This is a genomic window from Clostridium sp. C1 (assembly GCF_018223625.1).
Lineage (GTDB): Bacteria > Bacillota_I > Bacilli_A > Erysipelotrichales > Coprobacillaceae > Allocoprobacillus.
In genome coordinates, this window is the sequence record NZ_CP073631.1 from 721,986 (window position 1) to 742,329 (window position 20,344).

The 20,344-nt window shown below is 30.7% G+C and carries 31 protein-coding genes; all 31 read left to right on the forward strand.

Annotated features, from left to right (window positions below):
• Positions 1 to 6: 6 nt before the first annotated feature.
• Complete coding sequence (locus KEC48_RS03960; protein ID WP_211964563.1) at positions 7 to 558, forward strand: hypothetical protein; 552 nt, start codon at positions 7 to 9, stop codon at positions 556 to 558.
• Positions 559 to 697: 139 nt separating this feature from the next.
• Complete coding sequence (locus KEC48_RS03965; protein ID WP_211964565.1) at positions 698 to 1,030, forward strand: hypothetical protein; 333 nt, start codon at positions 698 to 700, stop codon at positions 1,028 to 1,030.
• Positions 1,031 to 1,204: 174 nt separating this feature from the next.
• Positions 1,205 to 1,510: a hypothetical protein gene (locus tag KEC48_RS03970; protein ID WP_211964567.1), complete on the forward strand. Its 306-nt coding sequence runs from the start codon at positions 1,205 to 1,207 to the stop codon at positions 1,508 to 1,510.
• A 23-nt stretch (positions 1,511 to 1,533) separates the two neighbouring features.
• The gene (locus tag KEC48_RS03975) at positions 1,534 to 1,875 is read left to right on the forward strand and encodes a hypothetical protein (protein ID WP_211964569.1); all 342 of its coding nucleotides are present in this window, start codon (positions 1,534 to 1,536) and stop codon (positions 1,873 to 1,875) included.
• 81 nt (positions 1,876 to 1,956) lie between these two features.
• Entirely contained in the window at positions 1,957 to 2,277 is a 321-nt protein-coding gene (locus KEC48_RS03980) for a hypothetical protein (protein ID WP_211964571.1), read from the forward strand.
• Between the two features lie 189 nt (positions 2,278 to 2,466).
• Positions 2,467 to 2,775 carry a hypothetical protein gene (locus KEC48_RS03985; RefSeq protein WP_211964573.1) on the forward strand — a complete coding sequence of 103 codons (309 nt, stop codon included), beginning with the start codon at positions 2,467 to 2,469 and terminating at the stop codon, positions 2,773 to 2,775.
• Between the two features lie 27 nt (positions 2,776 to 2,802).
• Positions 2,803 to 3,186, forward strand: a complete 384-nt coding sequence (locus KEC48_RS03990) for a hypothetical protein (protein WP_211964575.1) — start codon at positions 2,803 to 2,805, stop codon at positions 3,184 to 3,186.
• 129 nt (positions 3,187 to 3,315) lie between these two features.
• On the forward strand, positions 3,316 to 3,765 hold the full coding sequence (locus KEC48_RS03995; RefSeq protein WP_211965390.1) for a phage holin family protein: 450 nt from the start codon (positions 3,316 to 3,318) through the stop codon (positions 3,763 to 3,765).
• Positions 3,766 to 3,811: 46 nt separating this feature from the next.
• The gene (locus KEC48_RS16305; protein ID WP_255374724.1) at positions 3,812 to 3,937 is read left to right on the forward strand and encodes a hypothetical protein; all 126 of its coding nucleotides are present in this window, start codon (positions 3,812 to 3,814) and stop codon (positions 3,935 to 3,937) included.
• Positions 3,937 to 5,148 (forward strand): N-acetylmuramoyl-L-alanine amidase, encoded by a 1,212-nt coding sequence (locus tag KEC48_RS04000; RefSeq protein WP_211964577.1) that lies wholly within the window; start codon positions 3,937 to 3,939, stop codon positions 5,146 to 5,148. The genes KEC48_RS16305 and KEC48_RS04000 overlap by 1 nt, the downstream gene beginning before the upstream one ends.
• A 315-nt stretch (positions 5,149 to 5,463) precedes the next feature.
• Positions 5,464 to 5,649 (forward strand): hypothetical protein, encoded by a 186-nt coding sequence (locus KEC48_RS04005; protein ID WP_211964580.1) that lies wholly within the window; start codon positions 5,464 to 5,466, stop codon positions 5,647 to 5,649.
• Between the two features lie 148 nt (positions 5,650 to 5,797).
• Positions 5,798 to 6,094 (forward strand): hypothetical protein, encoded by a 297-nt coding sequence (locus KEC48_RS04010; RefSeq protein WP_211964581.1) that lies wholly within the window; start codon positions 5,798 to 5,800, stop codon positions 6,092 to 6,094.
• Positions 6,084 to 6,479, forward strand: coding sequence for a competence type IV pilus minor pilin ComGD (gene comGD, locus KEC48_RS04015; protein ID WP_283092235.1), 396 nt, complete (start codon positions 6,084 to 6,086; stop codon positions 6,477 to 6,479). Before KEC48_RS04010 ends, comGD begins: the two co-directional genes overlap by 11 nt.
• Complete coding sequence (locus KEC48_RS04020; protein ID WP_211964583.1) at positions 6,469 to 6,678, forward strand: hypothetical protein; 210 nt, start codon at positions 6,469 to 6,471, stop codon at positions 6,676 to 6,678. Before comGD ends, KEC48_RS04020 begins: the two co-directional genes overlap by 11 nt.
• 188 nt (positions 6,679 to 6,866) lie before the next feature.
• Positions 6,867 to 7,109 (forward strand): hypothetical protein, encoded by a 243-nt coding sequence (locus KEC48_RS16155; protein ID WP_249191403.1) that lies wholly within the window; start codon positions 6,867 to 6,869, stop codon positions 7,107 to 7,109.
• On the forward strand, positions 7,075 to 7,476 hold the full coding sequence (locus KEC48_RS04030; protein ID WP_211964584.1) for a hypothetical protein: 402 nt from the start codon (positions 7,075 to 7,077) through the stop codon (positions 7,474 to 7,476). The genes KEC48_RS16155 and KEC48_RS04030 overlap by 35 nt, the downstream gene beginning before the upstream one ends.
• Positions 7,473 to 7,628, forward strand: coding sequence for a hypothetical protein (locus tag KEC48_RS04035; RefSeq protein WP_162607629.1), 156 nt, complete (start codon positions 7,473 to 7,475; stop codon positions 7,626 to 7,628). Before KEC48_RS04030 ends, KEC48_RS04035 begins: the two co-directional genes overlap by 4 nt.
• An 84-nt stretch (positions 7,629 to 7,712) precedes the next feature.
• Entirely contained in the window at positions 7,713 to 8,273 is a 561-nt protein-coding gene (gene efp, locus KEC48_RS04040; protein ID WP_087357435.1) for an elongation factor P, read from the forward strand.
• 63 nt (positions 8,274 to 8,336) lie between these two features.
• A complete protein-coding gene (locus KEC48_RS04045; protein ID WP_211964586.1) occupies positions 8,337 to 8,795 on the forward strand; it encodes a SpoIIIAH-like family protein in 459 nt (152 codons plus the stop codon).
• A 56-nt stretch (positions 8,796 to 8,851) separates the two neighbouring features.
• On the forward strand, positions 8,852 to 9,199 hold the full coding sequence (locus KEC48_RS04050; RefSeq protein ID WP_211964588.1) for an Asp23/Gls24 family envelope stress response protein: 348 nt from the start codon (positions 8,852 to 8,854) through the stop codon (positions 9,197 to 9,199).
• A gap of 100 nt (positions 9,200 to 9,299) precedes the next feature.
• Entirely contained in the window at positions 9,300 to 9,704 is a 405-nt protein-coding gene (gene nusB / locus KEC48_RS04055; protein ID WP_211964590.1) for a transcription antitermination factor NusB, read from the forward strand.
• The gene (gene xseA / locus KEC48_RS04060) at positions 9,704 to 10,957 is read left to right on the forward strand and encodes an exodeoxyribonuclease VII large subunit (protein WP_211964592.1); all 1,254 of its coding nucleotides are present in this window, start codon (positions 9,704 to 9,706) and stop codon (positions 10,955 to 10,957) included. The genes nusB and xseA overlap by 1 nt, the downstream gene beginning before the upstream one ends.
• 9 nt (positions 10,958 to 10,966) lie before the next feature.
• Positions 10,967 to 11,185: an exodeoxyribonuclease VII small subunit gene (xseB, locus tag KEC48_RS04065; protein ID WP_087359680.1), complete on the forward strand. Its 219-nt coding sequence runs from the start codon at positions 10,967 to 10,969 to the stop codon at positions 11,183 to 11,185.
• 1 nt (position 11,186) lies between these two features.
• Complete coding sequence (locus KEC48_RS04070; RefSeq protein WP_249191404.1) at positions 11,187 to 12,035, forward strand: polyprenyl synthetase family protein; 849 nt, start codon at positions 11,187 to 11,189, stop codon at positions 12,033 to 12,035.
• Positions 12,036 to 13,910: a 1-deoxy-D-xylulose-5-phosphate synthase gene (gene dxs / locus KEC48_RS04075; protein ID WP_211964593.1), complete on the forward strand. Its 1,875-nt coding sequence runs from the start codon at positions 12,036 to 12,038 to the stop codon at positions 13,908 to 13,910.
• Entirely contained in the window at positions 13,891 to 14,694 is an 804-nt protein-coding gene (locus KEC48_RS04080; protein WP_087359672.1) for a TlyA family RNA methyltransferase, read from the forward strand. Before dxs ends, KEC48_RS04080 begins: the two co-directional genes overlap by 20 nt.
• Positions 14,695 to 14,703: 9 nt before the next feature.
• Positions 14,704 to 16,353: a DNA repair protein RecN gene (gene recN / locus KEC48_RS04085; protein WP_211964594.1), complete on the forward strand. Its 1,650-nt coding sequence runs from the start codon at positions 14,704 to 14,706 to the stop codon at positions 16,351 to 16,353.
• A 61-nt stretch (positions 16,354 to 16,414) separates the two neighbouring features.
• Positions 16,415 to 17,407 (forward strand): SpoIVB peptidase S55 domain-containing protein, encoded by a 993-nt coding sequence (locus KEC48_RS04090; protein WP_211964595.1) that lies wholly within the window; start codon positions 16,415 to 16,417, stop codon positions 17,405 to 17,407.
• 209 nt (positions 17,408 to 17,616) lie between these two features.
• A complete protein-coding gene (spo0A, locus tag KEC48_RS04095) occupies positions 17,617 to 18,441 on the forward strand; it encodes a sporulation transcription factor Spo0A (RefSeq protein WP_211964596.1) in 825 nt (274 codons plus the stop codon).
• 24 nt (positions 18,442 to 18,465) lie between these two features.
• Positions 18,466 to 19,680 (forward strand): DNA polymerase IV, encoded by a 1,215-nt coding sequence (locus KEC48_RS04100; RefSeq protein WP_205088776.1) that lies wholly within the window; start codon positions 18,466 to 18,468, stop codon positions 19,678 to 19,680.
• Between the two features lie 38 nt (positions 19,681 to 19,718).
• Positions 19,719 to 20,288, forward strand: a complete 570-nt coding sequence (locus KEC48_RS04105; RefSeq protein ID WP_087359663.1) for a hypothetical protein — start codon at positions 19,719 to 19,721, stop codon at positions 20,286 to 20,288.
• Positions 20,289 to 20,344: the final 56 nt, after the last annotated feature.

A 20,344-nucleotide genomic window follows, 5' to 3' on the forward strand; every position in this document is an offset into this window, starting at 1 on the left:
ATTACATTGGATGGCAGCAACGTCAGTGCGGAGATAGATGCTTATCTGCATCATCTTACATGGGGATACGATGGAGTGTTTAAATATGGCAATCAATTAGATGCGGAAATCGTAACCAACAATCTTATTAAAATTAAAGATGGATTGCTAATAAATCAGGGGCGCTTCATGCGAATTGTTCCAGGAAGCTATGAAGAAATTGCAATAGAAAACGGTCTTACTGGTGTGAATCGTACAGATCTTATTGTTGCGCATTTTGAAACGGATGGAATAACTGAAACATTTGACATTCGTGTCATAAGAGGAACAAATGATGCTGGAGAACCTGATTATACAACAGGAGATACATTCACAGGTGCGACAGTGAATGAACTTCCTTTGTATGCTGTCAATATCGAAGGAATCAACATCACTTCGATAAACAAGAAATTCAAATATATTCAGTCGCAGAAGGAGACGAATGATGCATTGATTGCATTACAGGAAAGAATGCCTTTCTTCTTGCAAAATGATGCAGACAGTCTTTTAGATGATTTAAATCCTAACAGAGAGGAGTAATAAACAATGAAACTTAACATCAAAAAATTCATCGGGGGGGTACAAAATCTAGTAGAAATTCTAGTGCTTGTATTCTCCCAAAAGAAAGGAGGGAAGATTGCTTAATCTTCTCTTCTTTCTTAGAAAGAGATGATTGGCTATGAGTCAAACTGTATATGATAAAAACGGAAATTTAAGTGCTATTGCAAATATAAAATTAATTGAAACAGATTTGTCAAAAGGTGAATCCATTGATTTAAGAAATTATGGCATTCCAGAAAATAACCAAAATAAAATCATATTTGTATTTGGAAAGTTATCATCAAACGAGATATTTAAAGGTGTTATTGGTGGTTTTACAGGAGGATATGTTTTAAATCATAGTGATTCTCTAATTAATTTAGAATTATCATATAATAATGTTTTAAAATATGTTAGTAATAGCATAAATGATAATTCTCTGCTTATTCAAAAGATAATTGTCATTTATTAAAACCATAGCCAAGCAATCGAAAAATTTGAAAAAACAAAATATTAAATTTTACGCGGGGGGGGGTTGCTTTTTAGCAATTACCCTTATAAAGAAAGTAGGTGTTCTATTAGATAGAGAGCACCGTGATGATTATTGAAAACGGTCTGTGAAAAGAATGGAAACACTGTTAATTTGTTGCAGGATAGTGATATTAAAGGCGATAGAGGTTATGTACAATATCCAGATGGAACAATGATTTTATATGGTGTTGGAAAAATTGAGAATACAGGTGAAGCATCGATACATATAAATTTTCCAAAAAATTTTATAGATTCTGGATACTCTGTATCAATACAGAATATTTTCTCTTATAATTCGGAAATTATATATAGCATTGCTGGTATTAATACAAATGGATTTGATTTATATGCCAGTAAAGCAATAGATGTAAATACAAAGTCTATAGATTTCAAATGGATTGCCATAGGTCGTTGGAAATAATCTCTCTATTTAATAGAGAAAATATGATAAATGTTTTTGATAAATTAGGCAACAAAAAAGAGTTGTTGGAGGATGACGATATACAAAGTGGAAATAACTATATCAAATTTCCAGATGGAACAATGATATGTTGGTTTCATGTATATTTAGAAGCTGGAACAGAATTAAAGAAATGTTCTTTCCCAGAACCATTTATAAGTGCACCTGAATGTTTTGCTTTCCATGAGTATGCACATCAGGCGTATGGTTTTGCAACGACTGGAGCAGCAACGAATGTAAGTGTTAATGTTTACTTAAAGGATGAAACTGAAGGATTCAGGTTAGAAAGAAATGGATCTGTAATAGCAATCGGACGATGGAAATAACCTACTTTCTTTTATTGCTTTAAAGCGTAAAAAATGAGAGTTTTCAATAAAAATGGAAATGAAATAAATCTAATACAAGGCATGAAAGATATAGTTATAACTCCTAATCCTGGATATGAATTATTGTATAATTATAGTTATGCAACAGATGAATTAGCGTTTATTATTGCAGGTATAAAAAAGAATAATGGAGTTTTTACTGTAGAAGATGACTATGTTGCATACGCAGATAATAATTTTATATTAGGCACTAGTTACTGTGGATTAGGTAATGCAACAAACTGGAATGTCAATTCTATTGGCTATACATTTGTTAGTTCAAATTCTATTATTGTAAGTGATAGAAACGAATTAGGAACGCAAGACAGGGCATATATAAATCTTGTATGTAGATTAAGTTGATACAAGCACAAAAAACTGGATTTTGTATTCTTTCCGAATAAATGGAAAGGAGAATAAAAATGTTTAACAAGAAAATGTGCGGGGGGGTACAAAAGTACCTCTCTATTACAAAATCCTTACGAAGGGAGGCTACAGATGTAGTTTCCTTGAAAGGTGGTGTCAATCTTTAGATTTGGCACGTGATTGGTTATGTTAGAAGTATATGGTAAAGATGGAACATTAAAGCAAATTGTAGAGAAAGAAGAGGTAGATTTAAAGCTTGGTAAAAATGCAGTAACGATAAGCGAATTGCCTCTAAATTATAATGATTCAAGTCTTTTCTTTTATGTTGGAAAGGATATAACTATTGAATCAGTTACAATTCCTGTATTTAGTAGAGGTGTTTTAATAAACAATGGAGCATCAAACGATATGGTTTTATTGGCTGTTGATCCACTAAAAAATCTATATATTGGTTTTAGAAATAATTTGAAATGGACATCTATTAGAAAAATATAAACAATCACAAAACAATCTAAAGTTCTTATGGAGAATGTATATAAGAAAGATGGCACTGAACTTAAAATCATGACGGAAGAAGATGAAAAGTTAATCGACATAAAAGATAAATTAAATCTTAATGATTGGTATGATGTGCATAATGCATATTGTTCAAATGGAATTGTGTATATAACTTTAATGATTCGTAGTGGTGATAGTTCTAGTGAAAAAGAATCTCAACTTATAAATGATAGTCGATATTATCCGTATGGAAATGCATATGGATTTGTGAGCATTCAATCATCCGAATCAGATGTTAATAAAATAATGAATACAATGATAAAGAGTTCGGGAAAAGTATATGCATGGATTCCAAAAGTTTTAACTTATGGAGAGATTGTCACTTTCATCTATCCTCTTAAGTCATAAGCTACATCGAAATAAGATGGAAGTATTATTGCTTTTACTATTATCTGGTTAGAAAAGAAATAATTAGTTCTCATGCACTTTATTTTTAATAGAGTGCTTTTTATATATAAAAATAAGAAGGTGAGGTATATGAAGAAAATGAATTACATGGATACATACAATGCCATTGTTGGTGGTATTGTAGCAGTTCTAAGCTTTGTGTTTGGCGAACATTGGATTTTGTTCGCTATTTTCTTGTTGTTTAATATCGCTGACTGGATAACAGGATGGATGAAATCCAGAATGGCTGGAAAAGAAAATAGCATGAAAGGGTGGCAAGGAGTATTAAAGAAGCTAGGATACTGGTTGATGATCCTTGTTGCCTTTGCAGCAAGTGCAGTCTTTATCGAGATTGGTAACACTTTAGGAATGGACCTAGGCGTTACAACATTATTAGGTTACTTTGTTCTTGCTTCTCTGTTGGTTAATGAATTGAGAAGTATTCTAGAAAACTTTGTTGAGGCAGGATACAATGTCCCAACAGTATTAGTTAAAGGGTTAGAAGTTGCTGATAAAGTTGTTAATCAGGAACAAGAGTAGTCGATTTGACTACTCTTTTAAATTAGAAAAATTAGGAGGAAATTGTATGGCAGAAAATTACGAATTTATTGAAGAAGAAGTTGAATTTGATGAAGAACTTTATCATCAGAACATGCAGGAAAATGACTTCTCAGCTTGGGATGATGAAGTTGGTAAAGGAGATGATCAATAATGGCTAAAACTATTACATGGACTAAAATGCTTGTACCAAGTTCAAAATATGATATTAAATGTCCTTACTCGATGAATCCTAGTGCAGTAACACGTCATGATACTGCCAATGATGCATCTGCAATGTCAGAAATTTCATACATGATTGGTAATAGTCTTGAAGTTTCTTATCACGTTGCTGTAGATGATTACAGAGCTGTTCAGGGGTTGCCATTTAATAGAAATGGTTGGCATGCTGGAGATGGTTCTAAAGCTACTGGTGGTAATAGAACATCTATCGGAGTAGAAACTTGCTACTCAAAATCAGGTGGAGACAGATATGTCAAGGCGTGTGATAATGCATTAACAGTTATTGCTAAGATCTGTCATGATGAAGGTATTCCAGTAACTCGTGTTTTCTATCATAAACATTGGAGTGGAAAGAACTGCCCTCACAGATTAATTTCTCAAGGAGTTAGTGAATCTGAATATAGAACATTAGTACAAAACAGATACAATGAAATGTATGGTGGTGGGAATGTAGTCAATACAAGCAAGCCATCTACTTCTGCATCAGGATTAAAACATAAGGTGGGTGAAACTGTATCATTCAAAGGACTTGCCACTTCATCTACTGCAAGCTCTCATACAACTAATATTGCAGTAAAGAAAGGTAAGATTACAAGAATTGTATCAGGAGCTAAATATCCTTACTTGATTAATGGTGGTACAGGATGGGTTAATGACTCATTAATTACTTCTGGATCATCATCAAGTACTAGCTCATCTTCTACTTCATATTACAAAAAATATACTGGAAACAGTACATCATTGGATACTATTCTTAAAGATATTGGAGTACCAAGTACATACTATGGTAATTGGGAAAAGAGAAAACCTTTAGCAAAAGCTAATGGAATTAGTAATTATTCTGGTACTGCAAGCCAAAATGAAAAATTAAAATCCTTAGCTAAGACTGGAAAGCTTAAAAAAGTAGGCTCTTCTAGCTCTAGTAGTAATGGATCATCTTCTTACTACAAGAAATACACAGGCAGCAGCAATTCATTAAATGCCATTTTTAAAGCTATTGGTGTTCCAAGCAGTTATTATGGCAGCTGGGAAAAACGTAGACCAGTGGCGAAAGCCAACGGTATTTCTAATTACACTGGTACTGCATCACAGAACGAAAAACTTAAATCACTTGCGAAATCTGGCAAACTCAAAAAGGCTTAAGATATGGTAAAATACATTTTTGTAAAGATAGAATATCTAGCTCCAACAGTGGATGGAGATCATATGGAATTATGGTTATACTCTCGTCCATTGTATGTTATCAAAGAGACACCAGATACTGTCATTGTTAGATACAATAATTCCGCATTTTATACCTACGAATTCGACAAGAAATATATAGAAAAAAGCCTCTAGCCATTGTGGTTAGAGGTGTTTTTTTGTGTTTTTAAAAATTTTTAAACTTTTTTGCAAATAAAAAAAGAAAAATGAAAAATTTTTGCGTATATAAATAGTAGAGGGGAGGTGTAGACTACTATGAATATATATGTTCAGGAACTTCAGAAGATAAGCAATGAGTTACAATTACATAATTCTATTTTAAACTTAATTTGCAATGTAAAAGATGATGTAGAAGTAGAAGATATTCAAATTGTCTTAGACTACTTTGCAGATCGTCTAATGTGTTTAGATGATGAAGTTCAATCAGTATTAGAGTTCTAGCTAGTGCTAGAACTTTTTTGTCATCACAAACGTTTTTTTGTCATCAATTTGTTAACAAATTATATTTATATCATATTTATACCAAGATACCATAGCATTACAAAAGCTATGTATATCAAGTAGAATAGGGAAATATATTAATATCGTATTGCTATCAAAATACAATGCACAAATTCTTTTTTGTATTAGTGTTATACTTATTATTTTATTACTTGTTATTCCTAATGTGACATCTAAAAATACAGTTGTCAAAAATAAAGGATGTGATGCTCAAATTGAAGTTGTCAATTCACAAATTTTACTTTATGAAATTGAAAATGGTAAATTACCTAGAAACATCTCTGATTTAACAAGTGGCAGTCAACCCTATCTGACAGAAAAACAAGGTGTCTGTCCAAATGGCAAAAAAATCGCTATTAAAAATGGTCAAGCCTATGTTAAATAAAGGTGGTTTTACAATGATTGAAACACTTTTTGTACTTGTTATTATCTGTATGATGTTTTGTATTTCAATGCGTATTCATGTTCCACAAAAAAGTGATACTATCAAAATCAATGAAATGATTCAATTTCTTTATCAGGCAAAACTCACAGCCATGACGCAAAAAACACAGGTTGATGTTTTATTTTCAAAGCAAAATATTGTTTATAGATGGAATCAGTCAAAAGAAACATTACAGCTTGATGATAATGATTCATTTGAATCACATCAATTGAGTTTTAATGAAAATGGAAATATTCAAGGTGCAAAAACATTGATTTACTACTGTGGAAGTCAGCGTTATGAATTTGTTTATCAGATTGGAAGTGGAACTTTTTATGTCCGATAATCATGGAGCAACATTAATTGAGAGTTTACTGGCGTTTGAAATTTTTATTACTGTTATTATCGTTTTTGTAGGATTATTTTCTGTTTTATATCAAAAAGAAAGGCATATTCAAGACAATTATCAAACGATTTTAGAAAAGGAGAGTGAGTACACATATTCTCAAGATTACATCAGCATCATAGAAATGGTTTTACGTTAGTAGAGGTATTATTATCACTGTCTATTACGCTTATTATTCTTTTATCATTAACAAGTCTTTTTCAGCTTATACGATATGCCTATACACATCATACGCAAAATAATGAAGATATTTACATAGCTGCAAAACAATGTAGTCAATATACACTAGGGTGTGCATATTTAGAAGCTGGTGATACTTTTCGTTATATGAATTTTGAAGAAGAAGAAACATCTTTACAGTTGGATCAAAAAAGACTGGTTAAAAAACCTGGATTTGAAATATTATTGTTTGATATTGATGATGTTTCTTTTTCTGTAGAAAATGATTTCGTTTATATACATATGACAAGAGATCATCAAAATTACACATTTTTACTAACATATGCCAATATGCATCAAGAAGCAGAGGAAACAGATGAAAATATATCAGAGATTATTCCAGAATCATAGTGGATCTGTTTTGCAGATTGTTTTAATTGTTTTCATGATGTTGACATTCGCATTATCTATAACAGCATTTTCTATTTTGCAATCAGGTCGTAATTTGAAATCTATTGATACACTTATGAAACAAAAAAATCTAGAAATATTTCTTGTGAAATATTATAGTGACAGTGTTCAAAATGATATTTTATTAAGTGATGATTATTCTTTTCAAAATTATCAAATTGAAACAACGGTAGATGATTTGGGTGATCATTATGAAGTGGTTACCACTATTGAAACAATAGATTATCAGTATCAATTTTTAACAGAAATTGAAGTAGAAACAGGCACTGTCTTGAATTTTGAATATATTGAGGGAGGTTACATATGATTTATTATATTGTTTTTGGTTTATTGATTTTATGCTTTTTATTAACCTGTTATCGTGAAAAAGCACCTATTGATGATCATAAGAAACAAAAGCTGAAAATACTTGTTTATTGTCTATTGGCTTTTGATTTTATGATTGTCTTATTCTGTTAAAAGATGATATTCCCATATGATTTATTTACAACATGATAGAAATTTGCTATAATTCTAAAGAATAATAGCAAAGGAGAGAAAATTATGGCTGTTAATATCAAAGAATTAAAAGCAGGAAATGCATATACAGAAAATAATGATTTATTTTTATGTATTTCTAATGAACAGAATAAACAAGGACGTTTATCAGGAAAATATATGGTAAAAAGAAAAAACTTGAGAACAAGTGCAATTACAGAAGTTTCTTATAATCCTACTGCCAAAGTTGATTTAGCGATGATTGAAAAAAGAAAAATGCAATATCTTTATGATTCAGGAGATATGCTTGTTTTCATGGATAATGAAACTTTTGAACAAATTGAAATTCCTGGTAGTCGTCTGGAATGGGAAAAGAACTTTTTAAAACCATCTGATGAAGTTGAAGTTACAAGTTATCAAAGTGAAGTTTTGGGTGTCCAATTACCAGTCAATGTGGCTTTCCAGATAACTGAAACAGAACCAGCAGTGAAAGGTGATACAGCAACAGGGGCAACAAAAAATGCAACAATTGAAACAGGATATCAAATCAAAGTGCCTTTATTTATTAATGAAGGTGAAATGGTTCTTGTCAATACTGTAGATGGGAAATATCAAGGAAGAGCGTAAGCTCTTTTTTTTCATAATTAAGTCTGTTTGTTCATATAGTATATAGAAAAAAGGAGAATGAATATGAATAAACAGGCTTTTACATTTTTAACATTATTTAGTCTTATTCTTGTGTTATCCATCTATTATATTATGTTGCCACCGACATCTGAAAATGAGGTTGTACAAAATGATATATCTACCATTGAACAATTACAGAATCAATTAGATCAAAAAAGAGAAGATATTATTACAAAGAACAATGAAATTATTGCAAAAGAATCAAGTACATCTGAATCTATTAATGAGGCTTTAGAAACAATCAGTGAAACGAAGAATGTAACTGAAAAAGAAAAATCAATTGTATCAAAACTTAAAGAAATGGGCTATGCGGAAAGTTATGTTGAAATTGATCAGCAGACAATTAAAATAACAATTTTAAAAAAAGATGCAACTCAAACGGATGCCTCAAAGGTTATCAAAGAAGTATTGAATTTAGTTGGTGATTCTTATCAGGTGGAAGTTAAATTTATTGAAGAATAAAACTTGTATTTTTGTCACTTTTTATATACAATAGTAGATAGAAAAGAGGTAATGTTATGGCACATAATGAATATTATACTTATACACAAGGACGCGTTAATGGAAAAATTCTTATGAATGTTCAAGTGTTTGATGAAATTACAAAAAGAACTGTTAATGAAATGAGAAATGTTTCTTTAGATACATCTAAGGGGATTCAAATTCCGGGTACAAAGAAAGTTGTGAATTGTACAATTAAGGATAATGAGGTTTATATTTGTATCCATGTACGTATTAAATATGGTGTCAATATTTCATCAATTACAAAAGAAATTCAGGAAAAAATAGCTGTAGCTATTAAACAGATGACAGATGTTGATGTTCAACACATTAATATTGAAGTTGATAATATTGAATTTGATTAAACAAGTAAGAAATGATTTTCTTACTTTTCTTTTGTTTATTTTTAGCACTAATTGTGGTAGAATGTAATATATTTGAAAATTGTGGAGGCAACTTATTAATATGGAAAAAACACATCGTAAAATAGCAAGAGAAATTGCGACAATATGTATTTATCAAAATTTATTAGTTGGAGCATCTCTTGATGATATGCATACTTATATATCAGAAAATAAAGAACTTTCATCAAGTGAAGATTCTTTGAAATTTACATTATGGCTGGTAGAAACTACTTTACAAAATAAAGCATCTTATCAGCAATTATTAGAGAGATATTTGAAGAAAGGTTGGACATTTGAACGTTTAAGTGTCATGGAAAGAGCAATCCTCTTTATCGCAACATGTGAACTGCTGGAATCTGATTTACCTAAGACAATCGTTGTGAATGAAGCTGTAGTGAATGCGAAAAAGTTCTGTGATGATGATTCCTATAAATTTATTAATGGTATTTTAGGAAATGTTGGATAATGGATATACAAAAATACATTAGTGTTCAAACTTTAAACAAATATATAAAAGCCAAATTTGATCAGGATGCTTCGTTAAGAAATGTCTATATTACAGGTGAGATTTCAAACTTCAGACCACATCCTAGTGGTCATCTTTATTTCACTTTAAAAGATGATCATGCAAGAGTTTCAGCCATCATGTTTTATTCAAATGCAAGAAAACTTTCGTTTCAGGTTGAAAATGGAATGAAAGTCTATATTCGTGCATATGTTTCTGTCTATGAACCTTCTGGGGATTATCAGTTATATGTACAATCAATGGAACAGGATGGTTTAGGAAAGCTATATGTTGAATTTGAAAATTTAAAGAAGAAGTTATCACAAGAAGGATTATTTGATGCCCAGCATAAAAAATCAATTCCTCCATTTCCTAAAGCAATAGCTGTTTTATCAGCTAAGAATGGAGATGCTGTGCAAGATTTTATTAAAATTTCACATGATCGTTTTCCTTTTACGAGAATTGTTTTATTTCCTATTCCAGTACAGGGAAAAAATGCATATTTGAAGATTATCCAGACGTTATCTCAAGTTGATTCACTGGGCTTTGATTTCATTGTGATAACACGTGGTGGTGGAACTATTGAGGATTTATGGAATTTTAACGAGGAAGCTTTGGCTCGACAAATTTATGCTTGTCAAACGCCCATTATAAGTGCTGTTGGACATGAAATGGATTTTACTATTTGTGATTTTGTTAGTGATGTTCGTTGTGCGACACCTTCTGAAGCAGCCATGTTTGCGACACCTGATCAAAAAGAATTAAAGAAACATCTTTATGAATTACAGCAACAGCTGACATATCGTATGAAACAATATTTACATATTCATCAACAAAAATTGGATCGACTGAAAAATTCTTATTTCTTAAACACGCCAGAAGCTCTGTATTCTCAAGAAATATTACGTTTAACGCATTTGAAAGATCAACTGTTTTATCATTTTAAGGTTCTTGATTTGAAAGTTTATCAACAGTTGTTAGAATATCAAAAACTTTTAAAACAAAAGATGGATCAGAAAATTCAACAACAAAACTATAAAACACAACAACTGATTGTTCAACTTGATGCATTCAGTCCTTTAAAAGTCATGCAAAGAGGTTATACTCTGATCAAAAAGGATCAAAAACTAATGAAATCAAAAAATGATGTTCAAACAGATGATATTGTTGATATACAATTTTATGATGGAGTAAGAAAAGCACAAATAAAGTAGGTGAGAAAAATGGAAAAAATGACATATGAACAGGCAATTTTGCGTTTGGAGGAAATAGTGAATAGTCTTGAAAATAATGAAATACCATTGGAAGATAGTATTGCTTTATTTCAAGAAGGAGTGACACTTTGTCAATATTGTGATAATAAATTAAAGAACATTCAAGAAAAGGTTGCACAAATCTATGAAGATGGACAGTTAAAGGATTTTAAAGAGGGAGAATCTTAATATGAAAGAAATGAAAGAGGAAATTAATCAACGCTTACTGGAATTATGTCAGCCTCTTAAAGAGGGAAAAGTCAAAGATGCTATGATTTACTCTTTATTGGCACCGGGTAAACGTTTAAGACCAATGCTATTTTTAACCGTTTTAAAATCTTATCAGTTAGATTATCGTTCTTATATGGATGTGGCATGTGCCATTGAAATGATTCATACATATTCATTGATTCATGATGATTTACCAGGAATGGATAATGATGATTTAAGAAGGGGTAGAAAAACTTGTCATAAGCAATTTGATGAAGCAACAGCTATTCTTGCAGGAGATGCTTTATTAAATTTAGGTGTTAATGTGATTTTACAGACAACATTGAATGATTCATTGAAAGTTCAACTGACGAATTTGCTTTATCAGGCAAGTGGTGTCAATGGTATGATTTATGGTCAACAACAAGATTTATATTTTGAAAATCATCAAGCCTCTTTAGAAGAACTCCAAGATATTCATTATCATAAAACAGGAGATTTGATTTCCGTCAGTCTTCAAATGGCTGCCTGTATAGCAAAAAAAGATGATTTGGAACATTGGAAACAGCTAGGATATGATTTAGGATTGGCTTTTCAAATTCAAGATGATATTTTGGATATCACATCGACAACTGAGCAGTTAGGAAAAATGGTAGGAAGTGATATTGAAAATCATAAATCTACTTATGTGTCATTGCTGGGAATTGAAGCTTCACAAAAGAAAGTGGATGAATTGTTTAAAAAATGTTATGAAAGAATATATGCTATGCAGATTAATCATGGCTTAATTTTAGAATTATTGGTAAAAATTTTGAAAAGGGTGAGTTAAATGAAGCTAGAACAAATCAAAGATCCTCAATTTTTAAAACAAATGAATATTGAGGAATTGGAAGAATTAGCTCAAGATATCAGAACATTTATAATTCAAAATGTTTCTCAAACAGGGGGACATTTTTCCAGTAATTTGGGGGTCGTTGAACTAACGATAGCTTTACATTATATTTTTAATTCACCAACAGATAAAATTATTTTTGATGTTGGACATCAATCATATGTTCATAAAATTTTAACTGGTCGTGCCGGACAATTTTCGACATTAAGACAGTTTCATGGATTAAGTGGTTTTCAAAAGCGTAAAGAAAGTATTCATGATGCATGGGAAGCAGGACATTCTTCAACGGCTTTATCAGCTTCAGCTGGAATGGCTGTTGCTAGAGATTTAAATCATGAAAAAGGAGAAATCATTTGTGTTGTAGGAGATGCCGCTTTAATGAGTGGTGAGTCTTTTGAAGCATTGAATTATTTAGGATCCATATCTTCTAAGGTGATTATTATCTTGAATGATAATAATATGTCTATTTCTAAAAATGTAGGTGGTTTAAGTAATTTCTTTTCTGATGTGAGAATGTCTACTCAATATAAAAATGCTCGTAATAATTATATTTCTTTTTTAAGTAAATCAAATTTAGGAAAAAAAGTTTATAAAATGACTAAGAAAATCAAAGATCAAATAAAAAATAATGTGATTAATGATCATATTTTTGGAGAATTTGGTTTAGATTATATTGGTCCGATTAATGGACATGATTTTCATGATCTTTTGAGTGCTTTGGCTCTGGCCTCTGAAATGGATCATAGTGTTGTTATTCATGTACATACAGTCAAAGGAAAAGGTTATCCACTTGCTGAAAATGATTACTATGGTGTTTATCATGGTGTGCCTCCTTTTGACTATCGTGAAGGGATTCGTCATCAAGAAAGTTCTACAATCAGCTGGAGTGAAGTTGTAGCCCGTCACATTGAAAAATGGATGCATAAAGATGAAGATATTGTGACAATCACACCAGCCATGATTTCTGGAAGTTGTTTACGTTCGATTTTTGAAACCTTTCCTGATCGTTCTTTTGATGTCGGTATCGCAGAAGAACATGCGATGACATTTGCTGCAGGTTTATCGAATGCACAAAAAAAACCATTTATTACTATTTATTCATCATTTTTACAACGCTGTTATGATCAGATTAATCATGATATTGCAAGAATGAATTTACCATGTCTGATTGGTGTTGATCGTAGTGGCTTGGTTGGGGCTGATGGTGAAACGCATCATGGTGTTTTTGATATAAGTTTTTTATCAGCCATTCCTCATCTTGTAATTATGTCACCCAAAGATGCTCAAGAGTTAAAAAAGATGATCAATACAGTTTTTCATCATTTTGATTCTCCTTATATTTTAAGATTTCCTAAAGGATCAACGGAAGATATGAATGTAGATTTGGATAAGGAAATTGATATAGGAACATGGGAAAAAATCATTTTCAATGATAATAATCCTTTAACTATTTTAACTTATGATGCTAAAGTGTATCAGGTTTCTCAATTTTTGATACAGGAAAAATTGCCAGTGAATCTGATTAATGCCAGATTTATCAAACCTCTGGATGAAAAAATGTTAGATGAACTTTTTGATTTACATCAGCATTTACTCATATATGAAACAGATCTGATGACTGGATCATTAGGAAGTTTAATTGCTTATTATTATTCTCAAAAACATATGCCTATAACCATTGATTATATGGGTATTGATGATCATTATACGCCACAGGGACAATTAGATGAATTATTAAAATTAGAACATATTCATATTGATGATTTAAAGCAAAAAGTAAAGGAGATACTTCATGAAAAAAGAAAGAGTTGATGTTCTTTGCGTGGAACAGGGTTTATTTGATTCACGCGAAAAAGCCAAAAGAGCGATTATGGCTGGCATTGTACGTGATGATTATGATTATATTGATAAACCCGGAACCAAAATACCGATTGATTCACATTTATATATAAAGGGTGAAAAGTTACGTTATGTATCACGAGGTGGATTAAAATTAGAAAAAGCATTACAGGTTTTTCATTTGCAATTAGATCATCTCTTGATGCTGGATATTGGTTCTTCGACAGGAGGTTTTACAGATTGTGCTTTGCAACATGGAGCTAGAGAAGTTTATGCATTGGATGTGGGCACAAATCAGCTTGTCTGGAAGTTAAGGAATGATCCACGTGTTCATGTTTTAGAACAAACTAACTTTCGTTATGCTTCATTGGAATTGTTTCAATATGGACAACCTGAATTTGCCAGTATTGATGTATCCTTTATTTCGTTAAAACATATTTTTCCAGCATTATCAAAAATTCTTAAAAAAGGGGCTTACTGTGTTGCTTTAATCAAACCACAGTTTGAAGCAGGGAGAGATGATGTGGGAAAACACGGGATTGTATCTCAACCAGAAATTCATCAACGTGTAATACAAGAAGTCATTAAATATGCTCATGAACATGGTTTTTCTTTACAGGGATTAACTTATTCACCGATTACGGGTGGGGAAGGAAATATTGAATTTTTAGGTTGCTTCCTTTATGAGGACAAGGCAGATTTGGATATTGATATTGAAGCTGTTGTCAATGAAGCACATAGTCATTTTCAAAGGTAGGTGAAATAGATGTTAAAAAGTTTATATGTTTCATCATTTGTTATTATTGATAAAATCAAAGTAGATTTTTCTGAGGGTATGAGTGTTTTGACAGGAGAAACAGGAGCCGGGAAATCCATTATTATTGACGCTATTGGCCAATTATGTGGTCAGCGTTCTTCTGCTTCATTTGTCAAAAAAGGATGTCAAGAAGCCATTATCGAAGGAGTCTTTGATGTGGAAGTGACCTCTCAATTAGAAGAAGTCTGTCAACAACTACATATTGATGCTGAAAATGAATTTATTATTACAAAACATATTCAAAGCAATGGAAAAAGCCAAGTGAAGATTAATTATCAATCTGCCACACATAATGCTTTAAAATTATTAATGCCTTTTTTCATTGATATTCATTCTCAGTTTGAAACACAAAAACTTTTTGCTGAAAAGAATCACATTCATCTTTTAGATGAATATGCCAAAGAAGATTTGCAATTCCTTTTAGATGATTATCAAAAAGAATATCAAGAATATAAACATATTCAAAATCAACTCCAACAGACTATTCAAGAAGATATGTCTGATGAACAATTAGAATTTTTAAAAAGTCAGTTAGAAGAAATTGATGAATGTCCTTATACTGATGAAGAAATTGATGGATATGAAGAAGAATTAAAAATTTTACAAAATTATGAAAAAATGAATGAACATATTCAAAATTTTGAACAATTAATGAATAATCATCAAGGCGTTTTGCCAAAATTAAAAGAAGCGACTTTTGAATTACAGTCATTATCTTCTTATAATGAATTTGAAAAACATATTGAACAAATTCATAATATCTATTATAACCTGTTAGATGAAGTTGAAAGTATTTTAGATGTTTATCGTTCTTTTCAATTTGATGAATATCGTTTTAATGAATTGCAGGACCTTTTATTTCAAGCTAATCGTCTAAAAAGAAAATATGGTTTTACAATGGCCAGTATTCAAGATTACCGTGAAGAACTGCTGCAAAAAATCAATGCCATTGAAAATCGAGAAGAACATATTTTACAGTTACAACAACAATTAACGCAACAAGAAAGGAAAGCAAAAGAACTGGCTTTGAAAATGCACAAAGTACGTATACAGTATGCTCATCGATTTGAAAGTGAAATTCAAAAAGAATTAAAAGATGTCTATTTAGACAAAGCTATATTTAAAGTTGAAATCAATGAAACATCACTTCAGCCATTGGGATGTAGTGATGTGAAATTTAAGGTCGCAATGAATCAAGGACAAGATTTAAGCCTGTTGAATGAAACAGCCAGTGGTGGTGAAATTTCACGTTTGATGCTTGTAATAAAAACAACAATATTAGAATATAATCATATTGATACTGTTATTTTTGATGAAATTGATACAGGTGTCAGTGGTAAAGTCGCAACTAAGATTGGTGAAAAAATGAAAAAAACAGCTTTGAAAAAACAAGTCATCTGTATTACACATTTACCACAGGTTGCAGCATTGGCTGATCATCATTATAGCATTGAAAAACAATCGCTCAATGATGATACAGTCACTTCTATTCGCCATTTAGATACAAAGCAAAGAGTGATGGAAATTGCTAAAATGTTATCGGGAGAAGTCATGACAGAAGAAGCTATTGCTAATGCTAAGAAATTATTGAACGTATAAAATCAAGCATATATGCCAAAATAAAATGTAATCATTTAGATTACAGGGAGGTGTATATGCTTTGCTTTTGAAAAAGTTGAGTATATCACTCATCACTGTCGTTTCTTTATTATGTCCATCCTTTCAAGTTTTTGCAGCAGATGTTATTCTTGGTGGTCAATCCATTGGTATTGAACTTGATTATGAGGGTGTAATGATTACCGGTACTTATGAAATTTCTATTGACAATCACCCTTATGATCCAGCCAGTGATGGTTTTATGTCAGGTGATTTGATTACAAAGGTTAATCATCAGGATGTTGAATCTATTCAGGAATTAATGGATGAAATCAAAGCCTGTGTTGAAAAGAAACAAGAGATTATTTTAACACTTCAACGTCAAAAACAAACCTTTGAAAAAGAACTCAAATTTCAAACCAAAGATCATCAATTTACAACGGGTTTATATGTTCAAGACGGTTTAACGGGTATTGGAACAATGACTTATTATAATCCTCAAAATCATCATTTTGGAGCATTAGGACATATGATGTGTGACACTTCATTATCAAGTGATATAAGTGTTAAAAATGGAACTATCTATCATTCTTATGTGAAAAATATTAAACCTTCACAGAATGGAAATCCGGGTGAAAAAATAGCTGATATTGGTTCCATTGAAATAGGAACATTATTCGATAATAATAATTATGGAATATATGGTCAATATACAAATCTTTCTGGGAAAAATCAGACAATTTCTACTGCTTCCATTGATGAAGTAGAACTAGGAGATGCTTATTTTTTAACAGTTCTCGATGGACATACAATGAGTCGCTGCTCTATTCGTATTACTCATCTTAAGAAACAAAGTGAACCTGATATTAAAGGAATAACATTTGAAATAACCGACAACGAAGTTCTATCATTAACAAATGGGATTGTTCAAGGAATGAGTGGTTCACCAATCATTCAAAACAACAAACTGATTGGGTGTGTAACCCATGTGGATATGAACAATGTTCATCAAGGTTATGGCTTATATATTGATTGGATGCTCAAAAACGACAAATAGAAAGAGAATCCTTCTTGATTCTCTTTTTCTTATTTCAACACAATTAGACTTTTTAATAAACTTTCTGTCGAAAAAGACAGTGAGAAATTTGACGAATAGGTGTAAATTCATTTTTTCAAATTTATTTTTTGTAGAAAGACTAGGAATATCGTTTTGACACATATATAATAAATTTGCTGATGAGAATAAATCAAAAGGAAATATTGGAAATGATGAAAACATTTATTGCGATTGATCAACCAGATTTATTGGAAAATATAAAATTCAATTTAGAAAAATCAAATAAATTTACAATTGTTGGTTCAACAAGCAATGGAACAGAATGTTTGAATTTCTTTAATCAAAAGAGTTGCGATTTACTTATATTGGACTTGATGTTATCAGAAATTGATGGACTTGGTGTCTTAAAAAGATTAAAAGAAATGAACAAACAGACTTTTCAAAAAGTCATCTGTATTACACAATTTACAAATCAGACAATTTGTAATATGTTAGAAGAATTAGGGGTGACTTATTGCTTTAAATATCCTTTTGATATACATCATTTTGTTCAATCTACTTTATATATTGCAGCTTCAGAACTTCAAAAACCCGATTTAATGGATCAGGATGAATCTGAAAAATATAAAAAAGTAAAAATAGAAAATGAGATTACAGAAATCTTACATGAAGTGGGAATTCCTGCTCATATTAAAGGTTATATGTATTTAAGAACAGCCATTTTAACGACTTACTATAACATTGAAATTTTAGGACAGGTCACTAAGGTTTTATATCCCGACATAGCAAGAATGTATAATACGACTTCATCTCGTGTGGAAAGGGCGATTCGTCATGCTATTGAAGTGGCATGGAACAGAGGCAATACAGATGCTATTGATGATATCTTTGGCTATACTGTTTCGGCTGTTAAAGCAAAGCCTACCAATTCAGAATTTATTGCAATGATTGCTGATAAATTAAGACTTGCTCATAAAACTGACCATGTCAAGAAAGAAAGTCTTTATAACTATAAAAATTATATGTTAAAATAGGGGTGGAAAGTTGAGGTGATATCTTTGCAGATTATATTTCATATTGATTTAAATGCTTTTTTTGCCAGTGCAGAGATTTCTCAAAATCCTCAACTTGTTGGCAAACCTATTGTCGTTTGTCGTGAATCTCGACGTAGTATTATTACAACAGCTTCCTATGAGGCTCGAAAATATGGTATTCATTCTGCTATGCCTTTATTTCAAGCCAAAAAACTCTGTCCACAGCTTATCACTGTACCCCCACATTTTGCTTTATATAAAACATTATCTCAAGAATTTTTTCAAATCATTTCTACTTTTTCTAAAAAACTTGAAGTTGCCAGTATTGATGAATGTTATGTTGATATGACTGAATATATTCAAGAACATCATTTACAGCCTTATCAGGTTGCTCAAAATATTCAAAAAAAGGTTTATAATACATTAAATTTACAATGTTCTATAGGTATTGCTCCTAATAAATTTTTAGCCAAAATGGCAAGTGATATGAAAAAACCAATGGGGATTACGATATTAACAAAACGCAATTTTAAAGAAAAACTCTGGCATCTTCCGGTCGGTCAGATGCATGGTATTGGAAAGAAAACAGTTCCTAAGCTAGAACAGCATGGTATTTATACTATTGGTGATTTAGCAAAATATGAAAACTATGAGAAAATAAGAACAGTTTTTCAAAAAAATACTTTTATTATATATCAAAGGGCTAATGGCAAAGATTTTTCAAAAATTAATTATGAAAAAAATGAATTAAAGTCAGTAGGTAATTCGACTACCTTTGAAAATGATAGTCATGATGAGGAATTTATTAAATCTGTTTTTCATTCTTTATCAAAAGAAGTTTCTGCCAGAGCTAAAAAAAGAGATCTTGTATCCAACTCTATTTCGATTACATTAAAATATACACGTGAAAAATCTAAAACAAAACAGACAGTTATCGATCAATATACAAATGATTTTGATATTATTTATGCAACGGCTTTGTTGTTGTTTGAAAGTATTTATCATGGTGAAAATTTAAGACTTGTAGGTGTCAGTTTGAACAATGTTGTGCATCTTCAGGATATTAATATCCAATTATCTTTATTTCACTCCACACAAAGTCAAATACAAAAAGAAACTCCAACTGATCAACTGATTTCACAATTGAATGAAAATCTTTCTGATACAAAAGTCATGAAAGCTTCTTCACTTATTAAAAATCAAGATATTCAAAAAAAATATCTTAAAAATAATGAATAACTTTAAAGAACGCTCATATGTTTTATAGAGGTGATAACATGAGTGTTTTTTTACAACGTTTTATTCAAGATAAGAAGTATTTCCTTATAGTGATAACGACAACTATCATAATGGGATTTTTATTTGGTTTTTATCAATATAAACATACACAGCCTATGATTCAACAATTCTTTCATTCTTTCTTTTATTTTAATATAGAAAATTATCAAAATCATTATCAATTATATCTTATTCAAAGTGGTATAATGATTTTTATATGTACATATTTAAGTACAAGTTATATGGGTCAAATAGGTTTATTATTTATTTGTTTTCTAAAAGGACTTCAGATTTCTTTTTCAATGCAATATGTTGTTATGAATGTTCAAATCCAGTTTATGATTGTTTTATTGATGTTATGTGAAATGATTTTAGAATTGATGATAGTATATGTCATTACTTATATTGGATTATATATTTCTAGTTATGTTACTTTGGTGAATTTTTATATCGAACAGAATTTTCATATTCAAAGTATTTTAAATTATAGACTTAATTTTATAATAGCAACACTTATTCTTTTAACGCTTTCACTAGCTTTTCGATTATATGTTGTTCCTCTATTTTAAAGGTATCTTTAGTGGTTTTTTATGACAAAAATTGTTATAATATGAATGGTGATGTA

Excerpts from the sequence above, each read along its gene's own strand:
- KEC48_RS03990 (WP_211964575.1), top strand. The coding sequence starts at position 2,803 with ATGGAGAATGTATATAAGAAAGATGGCACTGAACTTAAAATCATGACG.
- KEC48_RS03980 (WP_211964571.1), top strand. The coding sequence starts at position 1,957 with ATGAAAGATATAGTTATAACTCCTAATCCTGGATATGAATTATTGTAT.
- KEC48_RS04050 (WP_211964588.1), top strand. The coding sequence starts at position 8,852 with ATGGCACATAATGAATATTATACTTATACACAAGGACGCGTTAATGGA.
- xseA (WP_211964592.1), top strand. The coding sequence starts at position 9,704 with ATGGATATACAAAAATACATTAGTGTTCAAACTTTAAACAAATATATA.
- comGD (WP_283092235.1), top strand. The coding sequence starts at position 6,084 with ATGTTAAATAAAGGTGGTTTTACAATGATTGAAACACTTTTTGTACTT.
- KEC48_RS04020 (WP_211964583.1), top strand. The coding sequence starts at position 6,469 with ATGTCCGATAATCATGGAGCAACATTAATTGAGAGTTTACTGGCGTTT.
- KEC48_RS16155 (WP_249191403.1), top strand. The coding sequence starts at position 6,867 with ATGAATTTTGAAGAAGAAGAAACATCTTTACAGTTGGATCAAAAAAGA.
- KEC48_RS16305 (WP_255374724.1), top strand. The coding sequence starts at position 3,812 with ATGGCAGAAAATTACGAATTTATTGAAGAAGAAGTTGAATTTGATGAA.
- spo0A (WP_211964596.1), top strand. The coding sequence starts at position 17,617 with ATGATGAAAACATTTATTGCGATTGATCAACCAGATTTATTGGAAAAT.
- KEC48_RS04105 (WP_087359663.1), top strand. The coding sequence starts at position 19,719 with ATGAGTGTTTTTTTACAACGTTTTATTCAAGATAAGAAGTATTTCCTT.
- KEC48_RS04045 (WP_211964586.1), top strand. The coding sequence starts at position 8,337 with ATGAATAAACAGGCTTTTACATTTTTAACATTATTTAGTCTTATTCTT.
- nusB (WP_211964590.1), top strand. The coding sequence starts at position 9,300 with ATGGAAAAAACACATCGTAAAATAGCAAGAGAAATTGCGACAATATGT.
- KEC48_RS04000 (WP_211964577.1), top strand. The coding sequence starts at position 3,937 with ATGGCTAAAACTATTACATGGACTAAAATGCTTGTACCAAGTTCAAAA.
- KEC48_RS03965 (WP_211964565.1), top strand. The coding sequence starts at position 698 with ATGAGTCAAACTGTATATGATAAAAACGGAAATTTAAGTGCTATTGCA.
- KEC48_RS04080 (WP_087359672.1), top strand. The coding sequence starts at position 13,891 with ATGAAAAAAGAAAGAGTTGATGTTCTTTGCGTGGAACAGGGTTTATTT.
- KEC48_RS04030 (WP_211964584.1), top strand. The coding sequence starts at position 7,075 with ATGAAAATATATCAGAGATTATTCCAGAATCATAGTGGATCTGTTTTG.
- KEC48_RS04005 (WP_211964580.1), top strand. The coding sequence starts at position 5,464 with ATGAATATATATGTTCAGGAACTTCAGAAGATAAGCAATGAGTTACAA.
- KEC48_RS04070 (WP_249191404.1), top strand. The coding sequence starts at position 11,187 with ATGAAAGAAATGAAAGAGGAAATTAATCAACGCTTACTGGAATTATGT.
- KEC48_RS04035 (WP_162607629.1), top strand. The coding sequence starts at position 7,473 with ATGATTTATTATATTGTTTTTGGTTTATTGATTTTATGCTTTTTATTA.
- KEC48_RS03985 (WP_211964573.1), top strand. The coding sequence starts at position 2,467 with ATGTTAGAAGTATATGGTAAAGATGGAACATTAAAGCAAATTGTAGAG.
- xseB (WP_087359680.1), top strand. The coding sequence starts at position 10,967 with ATGGAAAAAATGACATATGAACAGGCAATTTTGCGTTTGGAGGAAATA.
- KEC48_RS03995 (WP_211965390.1), top strand. The coding sequence starts at position 3,316 with ATGAAGAAAATGAATTACATGGATACATACAATGCCATTGTTGGTGGT.
- KEC48_RS03975 (WP_211964569.1), top strand. The coding sequence starts at position 1,534 with ATGATAAATGTTTTTGATAAATTAGGCAACAAAAAAGAGTTGTTGGAG.
- efp (WP_087357435.1), top strand. The coding sequence starts at position 7,713 with ATGGCTGTTAATATCAAAGAATTAAAAGCAGGAAATGCATATACAGAA.
- recN (WP_211964594.1), top strand. The coding sequence starts at position 14,704 with ATGTTAAAAAGTTTATATGTTTCATCATTTGTTATTATTGATAAAATC.
- dxs (WP_211964593.1), top strand. The coding sequence starts at position 12,036 with ATGAAGCTAGAACAAATCAAAGATCCTCAATTTTTAAAACAAATGAAT.